General features: G+C 64.5%; 16 protein-coding genes. 13 read left to right on the top strand and 3 right to left on the bottom strand.

Translation table 11 applies throughout. The features are described from left to right. Positions 1 to 103: 103 nt before the first annotated feature. From clpS to AC13EK_RS09250, 7 genes are all read left to right on the top strand, one after another. Positions 104 to 475, top strand: coding sequence for an ATP-dependent Clp protease adapter ClpS (gene clpS, locus AC13EK_RS09220; protein WP_004209974.1), 372 nt, complete (start codon positions 104 to 106; stop codon positions 473 to 475). Between the two features lie 143 nt (positions 476 to 618). Continuing rightward, positions 619 to 1,227, top strand: a complete 609-nt coding sequence (locus AC13EK_RS09225) for a hypothetical protein (RefSeq protein WP_069335703.1) — start codon at positions 619 to 621, stop codon at positions 1,225 to 1,227. A 143-nt stretch (positions 1,228 to 1,370) separates the two neighbouring features. After that, positions 1,371 to 2,879, top strand: a complete 1,509-nt coding sequence (locus AC13EK_RS09230) for a glycerol-3-phosphate dehydrogenase (protein ID WP_277788059.1) — start codon at positions 1,371 to 1,373, stop codon at positions 2,877 to 2,879. Continuing rightward, positions 2,876 to 4,348, top strand: a complete 1,473-nt coding sequence (locus AC13EK_RS09235; RefSeq protein ID WP_483022169.1) for an FGGY family carbohydrate kinase — start codon at positions 2,876 to 2,878, stop codon at positions 4,346 to 4,348. Before AC13EK_RS09230 ends, AC13EK_RS09235 begins: the two co-directional genes overlap by 4 nt. 114 nt (positions 4,349 to 4,462) lie before the next feature. Beyond that, positions 4,463 to 5,962: a catalase gene (locus AC13EK_RS09240; protein ID WP_004209979.1), complete on the top strand. Its 1,500-nt coding sequence runs from the start codon at positions 4,463 to 4,465 to the stop codon at positions 5,960 to 5,962. Between the two features lie 129 nt (positions 5,963 to 6,091). Then, positions 6,092 to 7,873: a sensor domain-containing diguanylate cyclase gene (locus tag AC13EK_RS09245; protein ID WP_069335696.1), complete on the top strand. Its 1,782-nt coding sequence runs from the start codon at positions 6,092 to 6,094 to the stop codon at positions 7,871 to 7,873. A gap of 91 nt (positions 7,874 to 7,964) precedes the next feature. Further along, the gene (locus AC13EK_RS09250; protein WP_004209982.1) at positions 7,965 to 8,342 is read left to right on the top strand and encodes a MerC domain-containing protein; all 378 of its coding nucleotides are present in this window, start codon (positions 7,965 to 7,967) and stop codon (positions 8,340 to 8,342) included. 95 nt (positions 8,343 to 8,437) lie between these two features. On the opposite strand, the gene glpX is transcribed toward AC13EK_RS09250, so the two are convergent. After that, on the bottom strand, positions 8,438 to 9,421 hold the full coding sequence (glpX, locus tag AC13EK_RS09255) for a class II fructose-bisphosphatase (protein WP_004209983.1): 984 nt from the start codon (positions 9,419 to 9,421) through the stop codon (positions 8,438 to 8,440). Between the two features lie 220 nt (positions 9,422 to 9,641). Between glpX and AC13EK_RS09260 the strand changes: the two genes are divergently transcribed. Then, positions 9,642 to 10,079, top strand: a complete 438-nt coding sequence (locus AC13EK_RS09260) for a hypothetical protein (RefSeq protein ID WP_081331585.1) — start codon at positions 9,642 to 9,644, stop codon at positions 10,077 to 10,079. Positions 10,080 to 10,099: 20 nt separating this feature from the next. Here AC13EK_RS09260 and AC13EK_RS09265 read toward each other — a convergent pair whose 3' ends face one another. Beyond that, on the bottom strand, positions 10,100 to 11,404 hold the full coding sequence (locus AC13EK_RS09265) for a homoserine dehydrogenase (RefSeq protein ID WP_069335695.1): 1,305 nt from the start codon (positions 11,402 to 11,404) through the stop codon (positions 10,100 to 10,102). A gap of 109 nt (positions 11,405 to 11,513) precedes the next feature. After that, positions 11,514 to 12,392 (bottom strand): hypothetical protein, encoded by an 879-nt coding sequence (locus AC13EK_RS09270; RefSeq protein ID WP_069335694.1) that lies wholly within the window; start codon positions 12,390 to 12,392, stop codon positions 11,514 to 11,516. A gap of 249 nt (positions 12,393 to 12,641) precedes the next feature. Here AC13EK_RS09270 and AC13EK_RS09275 point away from each other — a divergent pair, with 249 nt between their 5' ends. From AC13EK_RS09275 to AC13EK_RS09295, 5 genes are all read left to right on the top strand, one after another. Further along, the gene (locus AC13EK_RS09275) at positions 12,642 to 13,304 is read left to right on the top strand and encodes an energy transducer TonB (RefSeq protein WP_004209989.1); all 663 of its coding nucleotides are present in this window, start codon (positions 12,642 to 12,644) and stop codon (positions 13,302 to 13,304) included. 71 nt (positions 13,305 to 13,375) lie between these two features. Beyond that, the gene (locus AC13EK_RS09280) at positions 13,376 to 14,131 is read left to right on the top strand and encodes a MotA/TolQ/ExbB proton channel family protein (protein ID WP_004209990.1); all 756 of its coding nucleotides are present in this window, start codon (positions 13,376 to 13,378) and stop codon (positions 14,129 to 14,131) included. Positions 14,132 to 14,244: 113 nt separating this feature from the next. Continuing rightward, entirely contained in the window at positions 14,245 to 14,733 is a 489-nt protein-coding gene (locus AC13EK_RS09285; RefSeq protein ID WP_004209992.1) for an ExbD/TolR family protein, read from the top strand. Positions 14,734 to 14,757: 24 nt separating this feature from the next. Then, complete coding sequence (locus AC13EK_RS09290; RefSeq protein ID WP_004209993.1) at positions 14,758 to 15,180, top strand: ExbD/TolR family protein; 423 nt, start codon at positions 14,758 to 14,760, stop codon at positions 15,178 to 15,180. A 179-nt stretch (positions 15,181 to 15,359) separates the two neighbouring features. After that, complete coding sequence (locus AC13EK_RS09295; protein ID WP_026108744.1) at positions 15,360 to 15,683, top strand: PilZ domain-containing protein; 324 nt, start codon at positions 15,360 to 15,362, stop codon at positions 15,681 to 15,683. Positions 15,684 to 15,691 lie beyond the last annotated feature (8 nt).

The raw sequence follows: 15,691 nt of genomic DNA on the forward strand, positions 1-15,691 counted from the left end.
GGAGCATCGCCTTTTTTCTCGCCGGGGAAACGTGGTTACGCAGCGATGGCATGCGGTCGGCCCCCTTGCCTTGGCAGGACAAATCGCCATATTCTTCTGCATCATGAACCATCTCTTCAACGCATCGGCAGGCGCGCCCTTCAGGGCCGGTCCGGATCAGGACGATACGGGCGACAATGACCCGAACATCGGCGTCGCCACGCGTACCCGCACCCGCACCAAGAAGCCGTCGCTCTACAAGGTGCTGATGCTGAACGACGATTACACGCCGATGGAGTTCGTCGTGCATGTCCTTCAGCATTTCTTCCGCATGGACATGGAGGAAGCGACGCGGGTGATGCTGCACGTCCATCAGCGCGGCGTCGGCGTGTGCGGCATCTTCAGCTATGAAGTGGCCGAGACCAAGGTGAACCAGGTGATGGACTTCGCCCGGCAGAACCAGCATCCGCTGCAATGCACGCTGGAAAAGGCCTGATATCATCGGGTAAGGGCGCGCGCTTAACCTTTTCTTGGTCAGTGTAGCGCCTCTATTTCAATCAATTACATGATTGAAATACAATGTTTTTTCAGACTTATTCGGCATGAATGGTCCCGCTAAACGAAGTGGGGACTTCCAGCATGACGACTATCAGCAGTTACAACAGCATGACCATGCCGCCATCGCCGCGCATGTCGATGACCAATCGCATCGACGCCGCGGTGGAGGCCGGCTCCATCTCGGAAACGGATGGCGACGCGCTCGAAACCGCGCTCGATTCCATCGATTCCGCGCTCAGCACTTCCGCCAGTTCGGGCAGTTCACGGCTCGATCCGTCTTCGATGAAGGATCGGATCGATTCCCTGATCGATGATCAGGTATCGGCCGGCACCCTGACCGAGGATCAGGCGGCGCAATTGCAGAGCCTCTTTGCCCAGGGACCCGGCGGCGCGGGGGCGTCGGCCGATGGCGGTGACGGCATGAGCATAGACGGCCTGGCCGCCATGGACGGGATGCAGGGGCCGCAGGGCATGCGCGGCCCACCGCCGCCGCGTCCGGCCGAGGACAGCAGCGATGACGACAGCAGCACGACCAGCGAAACGAGTGCGACAAGCGCCACCGATCAACTGGATTCGATCATCGCCTTCCTCGAAAATCTCCGCTCCAGCCTCAGCCAGTCGCTCTACGGATCGACCAGCAGCGCCACGAGCAGCAGCAACAGCGGCCTGGTGGTCGACAGCCTCGCCTGACGGCGCGCCCTTCTGACGAGCGTGGGGGCTCGCAGACATCCGGCCGGCGTCATGGGCTATCGCGCGTGGGGCTGGCCGGATGAATTTTCACGATCTTGCCTTCGTTAATATCGGGCGCAGCATTTTGCCGCTAGAACGGCGGCGTGACGCAGGAGACGGCCCCTTTCATCCACGACCTTGCCGTGATCGGCGGCGGGGTGAACGGGTGCGGCATCGCGCGCGATGCGGCGGGGCGGGGGGCAAGCGTGTTGCTGCTCGAACGCGGCGATCTGGCGCAGGGCACCTCCTCGGCCTCGACCAAGCTCATCCATGGCGGGCTGCGCTATCTGGAGCATCGCGCCTTCGGCCTGGTCCGCGAATCCCTCGCCGAACGGGAAAGGCTGTGGCGTATCGCGCCGCACATCATCCAGCCGATGCGCTTCGTCCTGCCCTGGGTCCAGGGACTGCGCCCGCGCTGGCTGCTGCGCATCGGCCTCTTCCTCTACGATCATATCGGTGGCCGCCGCGCGCTGCCGGCGACGGAGGCGATTGACCTGCACCATCATGTTGCCGGCGCGCCGCTGCGAGCGGGATTCGGCCCCGCCTATGTCTATTCGGACGGCTGGGTCGATGACGCCCGTCTGGTCATCCTCAATGCCCGCGACGCCGCCGATCATGGCGCCGACATCCGTCCCCGCATGCAGGTGCTGCGGCTGGAGCAGGCCGGCGATCATTGGCGCATCCATGCGCGCGATGCGGCGGGGCAGGCGCAGACCTTCCATGCGCGGGTCGTGGTCAATGCCACTGGCCCTGCCGTGCTCGACCTGCTGGACCGCGCCGACCGCCGCGCCGACCGGCTCATCCGGCTGGTGCGCGGATCGCATATCGTCGTGCCGCGTCTGTTCGACCATGGCATGGCCTATTTCTTCCAGCTGCCCGACGGCCGCATCTTCTTCGCCATCCCCTATCAGCATCTCTATACGCTGATCGGCACGACCGACCGCGACCATCAGGACGGCGTCGATCCGATCGAGGCCAGTGCCGAGGAAATCGCCTATCTGTGCGAGGGGGCGAACCGCTATTTCGCCCGCTCGATCAGCCCCGCCGATGTCGTCTGGGCCTTTGCCGGCGTCCGGCCGCTGGTCGACGATGGATCGGCCCGGCCGGAATCGGCGACGCGCGGCTATCATCTCGACCTCGACCGGGAGGATGGCGCGCCGCCGCTGCTCAGCATCTATGGCGGCAAGATCACCACCTATCGCCATCTCGCGGCCGATGCGATCGCCCTGCTGAAGCCGCTATTGCCCTCGCTCGCGGGTGATGACTGGACGGCGGATGCGCCGCTGCCCGGCGGCGATTTCCCGATGACCGGCCTGGCTGATCTCGTCGCCGCGCTGGCGGGCGACTATCCCTTTCTCGATCTCGACACGGCCGAACGGATCGGCTGCGCTTATGGCACCTGCGCCCGCGACTGGCTGGGCGCGGCGCGCGACTGGGCAGACCTGGGCCGGGATTTCGGCCATGGCCTGACCGAAGCGGAACTCTGCTACCTGCTTGCGCGCGAATGGGCACAGAGCAGCGAGGATATTCTCTGGCGCCGGACCAAATTGGGCCTGCGCTTCGATACTGCGCAACTGGCCGCGCTCGATGCCTGGCTTGAGGAGAGGGCATGACCGACCGCTATCTGCTGGTGCTGGACGAGGGGACGACCTCGACCCGCGCGATGCTCTATGCCCCCGACGGCCGCCGCATCGCGATGGCGCAGGCGGAACTGACCCAATATTATCCACAGCCCGGCTGGGTCGAGCATGAAGCCGCCGAAATCTGGACCCGCACGCGCGATTGCGCCCGCCAGATGGTGGACCGGGCGGGCGGCGCCGACCGGATCGCTGCCATCGGCATCACCAACCAGCGCGAGACGGTGGTTGCCTGGGACCGGCGCACCGGCGAACCACTGGCACCCGCCATCGTCTGGCAGGACCGGCGCACGGCGGCGCAATGCACGGCGCTGCGCGAAGCCGGCCATGAAGCGATGCTGCAACAGCGTACCGGCCTTGTCGTCGATCCCTATTTTTCCGCCAGCAAGATGCGCTGGCTGATCGATAATATCCCGGCCGTGGCACAGGCGGGGGACGCGCTGGCGCTCGGCACGATCGAAAGCTGGCTGGTATGGAAACTGACCGGTGGCCTGCATGTCAGCGACGCCAGCAATGCCAGCCGAACCCAGCTGGTGGCGCTCGATGGCACCGATTGGGATCCGGCCTTGTGCGACCTGTTCGGCGTGCCCCGCGCTGCGCTCCCCGAAATCGTCGACAATGCCGGCGCCTTTGGCGAAACGCTGGCAGAGCTGTTCGGCGGTGCCATCCCGATCCGCGGACTGGCGGGCGATCAGCAGGCGGCCAGCATCGGTCAGGCCTGCCTGACGCCCGGCGATGCTAAGGCGACCCTGGGCACCGGCGCCTTCATCCTCGCCAATATGGGCGCGCAGCTGCCGGCCTCGCGCCATCGCCTGCTCGGCACCCTGCTCTACCGGATCGGCGACCAGCGCATCTATGCGCTCGAAGGATCGATCTTCATTGCCGGCAATCTCATCAAATGGCTGCGCGATCAGCTCGGCCTGATCGGATCGGCGGCGGAGACGGAGGCGCTGGCCCGCTCCGTGACCGACAGCGGCGGCGTGCTGATGTTGCCGGCGCTGGCGGGGCTGGGTGCGCCGCACTGGCGGCCAGATGTGAACGGCGTCATCGCTGGCCTCACCCAGGGATCGACCCGCGCGCATATCGTCCGCGCCGCGCTCGAATCCCTGTCGCACCAATTGTCCGACCTCGCCACCGCCTTCGCCGCCGACGGCGCGCCCTGGCGCCAGTTGCGGATCGATGGCGGCATGAGCGCCAATGACTGGATCGCCCAGGACATCGCTGATATGCTCGATGTCAGTGTGGATCGTCCAGCGGATGTGGAAACCACGGCGCTGGGTGCGGCCATGCTGGCAGGGTTGGGGGCTGGATTGTTCCGCTCCCTGGACGAGGCCGCGACGATGGCAGGGAAGACGACTCGATTTGATCCGGCAATGCCGCCGCAGCCGCGTAATGCGCGACTGTCGGCATGGCACCGCCTGCGCGATCGGGCGCTGACCTCCTGACTTGGGCGACCTTCAGATTAACCGTAAAAATCGATCACCCAATCCGATTTAATCAGTTTTTCCGAAACTTCGCGGGGCCTTAGCCTGTTCTCATCCAAAGCTGAGGAGGACGATATGGTCGATAAGCCAGTGATGACGACGAGCGCAGGTGCGCCGATTGCCGATAACCAGAACAGCCTGAGCGCAGGTCCGCGCGGGCCGCTGCTGCTCCAGGATTATCAGCTGCTCGAAAAGCTGGCGCACCAGAATCGCGAACGCATCCCCGAACGTGTCGTCCATGCCAAGGGCTGGGGTGCCTATGGCACGCTGACCATCACCGGCGATATTTCCCAATATACCAAGGCGAAGGCGCTGCAGCCGGGCGCGCAGACGCCGATGATCCTGCGCTTTTCGACCGTGGCCGGCGAACTGGGCGCCGCCGATGCCGAGCGCGACGTGCGCGGCTTTGCGATGAAATTCTATACGCCCGAAGGCAATTGGGATCTGGTCGGCAACAACACGCCGGTCTTCTTCGTGCGCGATCCGCTGAAATTCCCTGACTTCATCCACACGCAGAAGCGCCATCCGCGCACCAATCTGCGCTCGCCAACGGCGATGTGGGACTTCTGGTCCTTGAGCCCCGAATCGCTGCACCAGGTGACGATCCTGATGTCGGATCGCGGCCTGCCGACCGATGTGCGCCACATCAACGGCTATGGCAGCCACACTTTCAGCTTCATCAACGACGCCGGCGAGCGTTTCTGGGTGAAGTTCCACTTCAAGACGATGCAGGGCCATCGCCACTGGACCAACGAGGAAGCGGCGGATGTCGTCGGCCGCACCCGCGAATCCACGCAGGAAGATCTGTTCGAGGCGATCGAGAAGGGCGACTTCCCCAAATGGAAGATGCAGGTCCAGATCATGCCGGAACTGGATGCGGACAAGACGCCCTATAATCCGTTCGACCTCACAAAGGTCTGGCCGCATGCCGATTATCCGCCGATCGACGTCGGCGTGCTGGAGTTGAACCGCAACGCCGACAATTATTTCGCGGAGATCGAGCAGGCCGCCTTCTCGCCGTCCAACATCGTGCCGGGCATCGGCTTCTCGCCCGACAAGATGCTGCAGGCGCGCATCTTCTCCTATGCCGACGCGCACCGGCACCGGATCGGCACCCATTATGAGGCGCTGCCGGTCAATGCCCCCAAATGCCCGGTGCATCATTATCACAAGGACGGGGCGATGCGCTTCTTCCCGAACAACCCCAACCCGGCCGCCTATTATGAGCCCAACAGCTTTGGCGGCCCGGTCGAGGATCAGCGCTTTCTGGAGCCGCCGCTGAAGATTTCGGGCGATGCCGACCGCTATAATCATCGCGAAGGCAATGATGATTTCGGCCAGCCGCGCGCGCTGTTCAACCTGTTCGACGATGCGCAGAAGGCGCGGCTCTTCGCCAATATCGCCGCCGCCATGGGCGATATCCCGGACGAGATCGAGGAGCGCCAGTGCAAGCTCTTCGATCAGGTCCATCCCGACTATGGCGCAGGCGTGCGTCAGGCGCGAGCGACGATCAAGGATCGCAATCCGTCGATTTCGGCCCCGACCGATGCGCTGTTGGCTGACGCATCCAGTTGAATAGACTTGTAATATTGTAAAAACAGGCCCCGATGATGATCACCGGGGCCTGTTTTTATCTATTCGCTGTGAAATAGTCGGCGGCATAGGAATATATATTAACATTGTCCGCTTAACCCGGATGGGAACATGACGCGGCCCGCCCTTCGCCATATTTCCCTGAAAATGTCGGTATTTACCGGCCTGCTTTACTTTGCGGTCGCGTCGCTTGCTCTGCTGACCTCGCGATTCGAAGGCGGCTTGGCGTTCATCTGGGGCGCCAATGCCCTGCTGATGGCGGAACTGATGACCGCGCGCATGCGCGCCTGGCCGCGTCTCATCCTCTCCTGCATGGTCGCCAGCACGATCGCGACCGCGCTGTTCGGCATCGGCGCATTGGCGGCGGTGCCGATGGCGATCCTCAATGTCGGGGAGGCGCTGGTGGTCGCCTATATCTGCCGCCGGCTGGGCGTCGGGCGACAGATCGCCGCATCGATGCGCGAATTGTGCATCTTCATCTTCGCGCTGGCGGGCATTGCCAATGTGCTTGCCGCTATCGGTGCCGGGCTGGTGGTCTCCATTTTGCTGGGTGGTGATTTTCCCCATATCTGGCTGCAATGGTATAGCGGCCATGTGCTGGGCGGCCTCATCTGCACGCCGCTGCTGTTGATCCTGCTGCAGGGCGAGGTGAGCCGCTGGGCGCGCCAGGCCCGGCCGATCGAGCGGCTGGAGGCGTTCGGCCTGCTGTCCGCCTTTGCCCTGTGCGCCTGGTGGATCTTCTATCGCGTCGATTATCCCATGCTGTTCGCCTCGCTCCTGCCGCTGGTGCTGATCGCCTTCCGCACCGGCTATGCAGGGTCGGCGGCGGCGATCGTCATCCTCGCCCTGATCGGCGGCACGGCGACCATGACCGGCCATGGACCGCTCCGTCTGGTCGCGGCCAGCATTCCCGAACGCATCCAGTTCTTCCAATTCTATCTCGCGCTCAGCTTCCTGCTGTCCGTCCCCGTGGCGGCCGAACTCAACAGCCGTCGCCGCCTGATCCGCATGCTGCGCGACAGCGAGGCGCGCTATCGCGCCTTTGCCGAACATAGCGGCGACGGCGTGGTCAATCTCAGCATCGACGGCATCATCCAATATGTCTCCCCCTCGGCCGTCGACCAGATCGGCATCGATGCAGACCGACTGCTGGGCCAGGCCGCCGTCGATTTGATCGACCCGGAATATCGCCCCTTCGCGATCGTCACCCATCGCCGCGCGCTCGCCCATCCGGGGGAGGCGCATGCGGTCGAATTTCGCCCCAACCGGCCCGACAATGATTTCGACTGGTATGAGATGCTGGTCCGCGCCGTGCTGGACGAGCAGGGGCGGGCGATCGGCGTCATCAGCACGGTGCGCGACATTTCCCGCCACAAGGCGCGCCAGCGGGCGCTGCACCAGGCGGCGGCGCAGGATGCCCTGACCGGTGCCGACAGCCGTCGCGCATTGCAGGAAAAGCTGGACGACCAGATCGCCCGCGTCGCGGCCGGTGGGCGGGCCTGCCTGCTGCTGATCGACATCGACCATTTCAAGTCGGTCAATGACCGCCATGGCCATGCCGCCGGCGACCGGGTGCTGGTGGGCTTTGTCGAGCGGCTGCGCCAGGCGCTGCGTGGCACCGGCAGCATCGGGCGCCTGGGGGGCGAGGAATTTGCCGTGCTGCTGCCCGATGTCGATCTGGAGCGGGCCGAACGCATCTGCGAGCATCTGCGCACCCGCGTCGGCGTGCGGCCTTTGCCGCTCGGCAATGGCGAGGATATCGCCATCACCTTCAGCGCCGGCCTTGTCGAACTGGACGGCTGCGCCAGCGCCGCGACCCTGATGGAGGCGGCGGACAAGGCGCTCTATGCCGCCAAGGGCAGCGGCCGCAACTGTCTGCGCTTCGCCGCCTGACGGTCCGGCGGAACGGGAACGTCTTTCCCGCCCGAAAAATCGGTGATGTTATGTTGTAACTTATGCCGGTCTCGACTATGTAGCACGCACCATGCTGCTCAGCTTCCGTCACGCCCTGGAATCCGGACGCCTTGATCGCCTTGCGATGGCGCTTTCGGGCCTGTGCGTCGCGCATTGTTTCCTGACCGCAGTGGTGCTGGGTCTGCTGGCATCGGCCGGCGGCATTTTCGACAGCCCGATCTTCCATGAAGCGGGGCTGGCGCTCGCCATCCTGATGGGCGCGATCGCGCTCGGCCATGGCGCGCTCGTCCATCGTTTCATGATGCCCGCCGCGATCGGTTCGCTGGGCCTTGGCATCATGGCCGGCGCGCTGACCATGGACCATGGCTGGCAGGAAAGCGCCTACACGCTGCTTGGCGTCGCCATTCTCGCCCTCGGCCACGATCTCAACCACCGCGCCAGCCACTGACCGCCGGCGATTATCGGGGAGCGATCTTCCCGCATCGATGACCACGAAAAAGGGGGCCTTGCGGCCCCCTTCGTCTTTCCGTCCGGTCCGCCCGATCAGGCGTCCTTGCGCTCGACGCGATGCTCGCCCTTGACCCAGCGCACGGTGCCGGTGCTGGCGCGCATCACCACGCTCTCGGTGGTCAGCTTGTCGCCCGGCAGATGCTTCACGCCCGCCAGCAGCGACCCGTCGGTCACGCCGGTCGCGGCAAAGATGCAGTCGCCCTTGGCCAGTTCCTTGAGGTCATAGACCTTGTCCAGGTCGGTGATGCCCCACTTGTAGGCGCGCTGCTTCTCGTCATCGTTGCGGAACAGCAGGCGGCCCTTGAATTGGCCCCCTACGCAGCGCAGCGCGGCACAGGCCAGCACGCCCTCGGGCGCGCCGCCCGAACCCATATAGATGTCGATCGTGGTTTCGGGATTGGTGGTCGCGATCACGCCGGCAACGTCGCCGTCCGGGATCAGCATGATGCCGCAGCCGATCGCGCGCAGTTCGGCGATCAGCTTCTCGTGGCGCGGGCGATCCAGCACGCAGACGATGATCTCATGCGGATCGACGCCCTTGGCCTTCGCCACCGCCTCGACATTCTCCTTCACCGACTTGTTGAGGTCGATGATGTTGTCGGGATAGCCCGGACCGACGGCGATCTTGTCCATATAGACGTCGGGCGCGTTGAGCAGGCCGCCTTCTTCCGAAATGGCGAGCACGGCCAGCGCGTTCGGGCCGGCCTTGGCGGTGATGGTGGTGCCTTCCAGCGGATCGAGCGCGATGTCGATCTTGGGGCCCTTGCCGATCGCATTGCCGACCTTCTCGCCGATATAGAGCATCGGCGCCTCGTCGCGCTCGCCCTCGCCGATCACGACGGTGCCGTCCATATAGAGGTCGTTGAAGGCCAGGCGCATCGCCTCGACCGCAGCGGCGTCGGCGGCCTTCTCGTCGCCCCGACCGACCAGCTTGGATGCGGCGATTGCAGCCGCTTCGGTGACGCGCACCATTTCGAGTACCAAGACGCGATCGAGAATCGAACTAGCCTGCACCATAGCCACTCCTCTGCTGTAACTGATAGAGCAGGGCGATAGGATGTCCGCCTCTGCTTGTCGACCCAACTTGCCCGGCTCGCAAAGCTTTTCATAGTCGTGATGGCACGGATGGACGCGCCTTTGCCTTATATGCCATTCCGCAGCGTCCAGCCGCTGCCATCATCCCGCCATGTTCGACTGTTCAGATGTCGTCATGCGCCGGGTCTTGTCTTTCCCTCTTTTGCTGATCGGCCTGCCGCTGGCAGCCGCACAGGAGATGGTGCCGGTGGATGAAGCGCCGCTCGCCCAGCGCACCGCGATGGAGCAATATCAGGCGCGCACCGCTGTTGTCCGCCCCTGCGATCGCAGCGGCGGCGGCATCGTCGTGTGCGGCAGTCGAGCGGAACGGAACGCCAAAGAAAGGCTGCCGCTGCCGCGCGAGCCGGTCGAAGGGCGCCCGCTTGCGGGCGATACGCCGCGCGCTTCCGCTGCCGCACCCAGGCAAGGCGCCTGCGGAGTCGTAGGCGGGCAGGGGACGGGCTGCGTCGGTGGCGGCGTGCCGATCCTGGGCGCCGCCATGCTGGCCGGCAAGGCCATCGCCCATTTGCTCGACCCCGACGCCGACATGGCGCCACCGCCGCCCCTGCCGGATTCGGTCAAGGGCGCCGGCCAGCACTGACCCCACCGGTCCCGGCGCGATCAATCCAGAATATGCATGACCATCGGCGTGTCGAGCAGGCTGTCGGAGCCGGCCAGCCGCTCCAGCGTCTCGCGCACGCAGCGTTCCTCACCGGCATGGGTGACGATCGCCACCAGCACGCCATCGGCCTGGTTGGCGCCGCGCTGGATCATGCTCTCGATCGAGACGCCGGCATCGCGGGTCGCGGCCGCAATCTCGGCCAGCACGCCGGGGCGATCCTGCACCTTGAAGCGCAGATAGGCGCGGCCGATCCGCTGGCCGGCGTCGGCCGGCTGTTGCGGGGTCAGGGCGGCGACCGGCATTGCCAGCGCATCGCCATATTCGTCGCGCGCCACGTCGATCAGGTCGGCGACCACGGCCGATGCGGTCGGGCCGTCACCGGCGCCACGTCCCTGGAAGAAGAGGCGACCGACGAAATTGCCTTCGGCCACGACGGCATTGAGCGAGCCGTCGACATGGGCCAGCGGATGATCGAGCGGCACCAGCATCGGATGGACACGCTGGAACAGGCCTTCCGGGCCGTTCTCCGCCATGCCGACCAGGCGGATGCGGAAGCCCAGCGCCGCTGCCTCGGCGATGTCGGCGGCGATCACATGGCGGATGCCGGTGGTCGCGACATGGTGGAAGTCCAGTTCGGTGCCAAAGGCCAGGCTGGCAAGGATGGTCAGCTTGTGCGCGGCATCGACGCCGTCAATGTCGAAGCTCGGATCGGCCTCGGCATAGCCCAGTTCCTGGGCTTCTTTCAGCACCTCGTCAAAGCCCCGGCCTTCCTTCTCCATGGTGGTCAGGATGTAATTGCAGGTGCCGTTGAGGATGCCATAGACGCGGCTGATCTCGTTGGCGGCCGCGCCTTCGCGCATGCCCTTGATCACCGGGATGCCGCCGGCGACCGCCGCTTCATATTTGAGCGCCACGCCGGCCTTCTCGGCGCGGCTGGCAAGGTCCAGGCCATGATGGGCCAGCATCGCCTTGTTCGCGGTGACGAACGGCTTGCCGGCGGCCAGGCACTGGCGGGCGAGGGTGAGAGCCGGGCCATCGGCGCCGCCGATCAGTTCGACCACCACGTCGATATCGTCGCGGGTCGCCAGCGTCGTCATGTCGTCGACCCATTCATAGGGCGACAGGTCGACGCCGCGATCCTTGTTGCGGTCACGCGCGGAGATGGCGACGACCTGCACCGGACAACCGGCACGGCGGGCAATCAGGTCGCCATTGGTGTTGAGCAGGCGAATGACGCCGCCACCCACCGTTCCGAGGCCAACGAGCGCGACGCGCAGCGGGGCATGGCGGTGGAGATTGGTCATGGCGTTTCCTGGTCCTTCGCACTGTAAGAGCCGCGCTGATAGCGGCCCGAGCGCCGCTGTCCAAGGAAAAGCACAGCGGCGCCCGATTGAAAGATAAGTGCGTAGGGGGTCAGCTCGGCTTTCGATTGCGTGCGCAGCGACCGAGTGCGTTCAGGACGAACTGGTAATCGGCGCTGGCGGCTTCGGCGTCCTGCACTGCCAGGGTGCGGACCGACCGGGCCGGCAAAGTGGCCGGCAGGCTGCAGCTCAACCGATACCAGAGCAGGCTGCCGGGGGCAGGGGCGCGGGCGGCTTCGTCGACGATTTCGCCCAGCGCCACGGCCCAGCTGGGCTGTTGTCCGGGGCGGCGGATGATCGACAGCGACACCGGATCGCCATTTTCGGTGCGCAGGAAAATCTGGGTCTCGCCTTCGCCGGCGATCGTGCCTGCCACATGGAAGGCGTCGCCCAGGCCGATGATTCGCGGCGGTGCGTCCGGCGCGACCAGCGCCGACAGAACGGTCTTCACCCGTTCGATGTCGGCGGGGGTGGCGGCGATCTGCGCATCGCGCGCGATCAGCTGAATCTGGCCCGGCCGCCCGCCCGGACGGGCGAATAGCAGCACCTGTGCCTTTTTCAGCTTGGGCATCTTGCCCTTCGAATCGAGGCGGGCGTCATACAGGTAGCCGACGGTCGGGTTTATGCCCCCTTCGCCGCGAATCAGTGCGGTCACTTCGGCCTCGACATAGACCCTGCGATAGCCCGCGGGGACGTCCGGAGCCTGTTCGGGCTTCAACTGGACGATGTTGCTTATGCGCACGTTGGCAACCAGTGGTGCCGCATCGGAAAGGTCGGCGATGTCGGCATAGGTCAATCCGGCGGCGACCGTCGATGATTGCGCTGTCATCGAATTTGTCTGAGAAAATGCCGGAAAAACGGCGGTATATGAGGCCGAAATGAGGCACAGCGAGGCGAGTGTCTTCATGGCGATGGTGGATTTCTTCTGCATCTTCGTCCTATGCTGTCAGCCCGTGGCAGGGATGTCACAGGCAAGTCATTCCGGTGTGTGATGGTAAACGCAAGCCGGTAGTTCGATAAAGCGTTTGCGTGCCACGATGCGCCGCGATAGGAGTTCGCACGGTAGCAAATGGACGGATAAGGGCCAAAGGTGGTCGGGGATACCCCCGGGCAGCTCGGGCCGTTTTTGGCTGATTTGTACAACCCACTGGTAAGATGAGTTAAGGAGTGTCGTTGCCGAATGGCCTATGCTGACCACTCGCAAGGATCGAGTCGCACGATATCGATCGTCATCGTCGCCCTGATTCACGCTGTTCTCGGCTATGCCTTCGTCACCGGTCTTGGCATGAAATATGTCAAAAAGGCGGCGGAACAGCTGAACGTGATCGACGTGAAGGAGGAGCCCCCGCCACCGGACGAGGAGCCGCCGCCGCCGCCGCCGGACAAGCCGATTGAGCCTCCGCCGGTCGTCGCGCCGCCGCCGATCGTCCAGACCCCGGCCCCAGCGCCGCCGATCCAGACGGTTCGGACGCCGCCGCCGGTGTTCAATGAGGTTCCGGTGCCCGCACCGCCGCCGGCCCCGCCGCCGCCGCCCGCTGCAAAGCAGGCTGCAAAGGGCGTGTCGCCGCGTGGCAATCCGGGTTCCTGGGCAACCACGGAAGACTATCCTTCGCGCGCTCTGCGTGAAGAAAAGCAGGGGACCACTGGTTTCCGTCTTGAAGTGGGCGCCGATGGCCGTGTCACGAGCTGCACCGTTACGCAGTCGAGTGGCTCGCCTGAACTGGACGACGCAACTTGTAAGCTGGTTTCCCGCCGCGCGCGCTTTAGCCCCGCGGAAGATGACCAGGGTAACAAGATCCCGTCGACCTACGCGAACCGCATTCAGTGGCGGATCCCGCAGTAATTTAAACGGGAGGGCAGGCGCCCGGCGCCGCTCTCCCCTTTCACGATCCTTTTGAGAGGGAAGTCTTGAACATGTTGATGTATCTCGCAGCCGCGGCGCCCAAGCCGGAAAACCCGTACGGCCTGATGGAAGCCCTGGAGCAGGGCGGCACCATTGCCTGGACCGTCTTCATCATCCTCTGCGCCATGTCGGTCGGCACTTTCTACATCCTGTTCACCAAGCTGATCGAACAGCAGAAGGTGATCAGCCAGGGCAAGAAGATCCGTGCGACCTTCTGGCGCGCCGCTTCGCTGAAGGAAGCTTCGGCCAAGCTCGAAAAGAACTCGGCCTACAAGCAGATCGTCGATGACGGCATCAAGGCTCAGGAAGAGCATGGCAAGCTGAAGGATCCGGTCGAAGCACATGACTGGCTGCACGGCTCGCTGGCTCGCTCGGAAGCCGCGATCAACTCGTCGCTCGGTGGCGGCCTGGCGTTCCTCGCCACCGTCGGTTCGACCTCGCCGTTCATCGGTCTGTTCGGTACCGTTATCGGCATCTACCGCGCTCTGATCAAGATCGGTGCTGCCGGTCAGGCCTCGATCGACGCCGTTGCCGGCCCGGTCGGTGAAGCTCTGATCATGACCGCGCTGGGTCTGGCCGTGGCCGTTCCCGCCGTTCTGGCCTACAACTTCCTGCAGCGCCGCAACAAGGCGATCTCGGAACAGCTGAACGGCTTCACCGTCGACCTGCTGGCCTACCTGGTTTCGGACGGCGCCGTGAAGCCGACCGTTGCTGCCGCTCCGGCCGCTGCTGCTGCCAAGCCGGCTGCTGCGCCGACCAAGGCCTAATCGCCTTAAGACGCCGGTTCGGGCGCCGGGTGGCGGCTGCGACCACCCGGCCCCTGCCGGACAGGGGCCCCGGTTAACGGGGCACCTACGACACCAAGGTTAGGATTGTATCAATGGCAATGAGTGTTGGCTCCGACGGCGGTGACGACAAGCCGATGTCCGACATCAACACGACGCCGCTCGTCGACGTCATGCTGGTGTTGCTCATCATCTTTCTCATCGCGGTCCCGGTCGTCGTCCAGACGGTCGATCTGCAACTTCCCAAGGTGGCGTTCGAGCCGACCACGACGAAACCCGAAAATGTTTCCTTGTCGGTCACCTCGGCGCCCGACGGCAGCTGTGCGGTTTACTGGAACCTGACCAAGGTCAGCTCCGACGAACTGCTCGATCGCGCCGTCGCCAAGCTGGAAGCGGACATCAAGAAGGCTGGTGGTGTTGAAAATCTGACGCCCGAGGATCTGCCCGAAGTGCATATCCGCGGCGACATCAATACCCCCTATCGTTGCATCGGCGGCACCATCTACACGATGCAGCGCGCCGGTTTCCCGAAGGTGGGCTTCATCTCCGAACCGGAACCCGGTTCGACGACGACCCGCCTCTGATCGGCCGCATAAGGAGAATTCGTTATGGCCATGAGCATGGGCTCCGATGATGGTGAGCCGATGGTGGAAATGAACACGACGCCGTTGATCGACGTCATGCTCGTTCTCCTCATCATGTTCATCATCACCATTCCGATCCAGACCCACGCGGTTAAGATCGATCTGCCGCAGAGCGCGCCTCCGAGCGACAATGTGGTCGACCCTGTCAAGAACAAGGTCGCGATCGATGCCGGCGGCGTGATCAGCTGGAACGGTGCGCCGATCGACCTGCTGACCCTGCGTCAGTATCTGCAGCAGTCGCTGCGTCTGCCCGTCGAGCCGGAACTGCAGTTCCAGCCGAACGCGCAGACCCGCTACGTCGTCGTTGACGAGGTGCTGGCGGAGATCAAGCGCGCGGGCGTGACCAAGCTGGGTTTCGTCGGCAACGAGCAGTATAGCTCGTTCTGATCCCTGATCGTCCGGGGCCCGTCGGTCTCAGACTTCCCGTCTCCGACCCGTCGGACGATCAATCGGACCACAGACCAGGGGCTGCTTCGGCAGCCCCTTTTTTGTGCCCGTCCGTCTCCCGCTTAACATTTCCCTTACCTTCCTGCGCGATGCTGAACGGGAATGGGTGGATGTGGACCATGGGCGCTGAACGACTGACCGAATTGGAACGCAGGGGCCGGCTTGCCGAACGGCGCGACGTTGTGATCAGCGTCAAGGTGCGGCGTCCGGGCGAAACCTGGTTCACCAGCAATATCGCCGACATGTCGCTCACCGGCTTTCGCCTGCACAGTTTCATGAAGCTCACCGTCGGCAGCGAGCTGTGGATCATGCTGCCGGGTTTCGAGGGGCGCCGCGCCCGCGTCCAGTGGGTGCGCGCGCATGAATCGGGCTGCACCTTCGAGCGCCCGCTCCATCCCGCCATCTTCGATTATATCGTCCAGCGCTGCCTCGCCGGTCGCTGACCGTGCGT

It is taken from the genome of Sphingobium sp. L-44 (assembly GCF_056859495.1).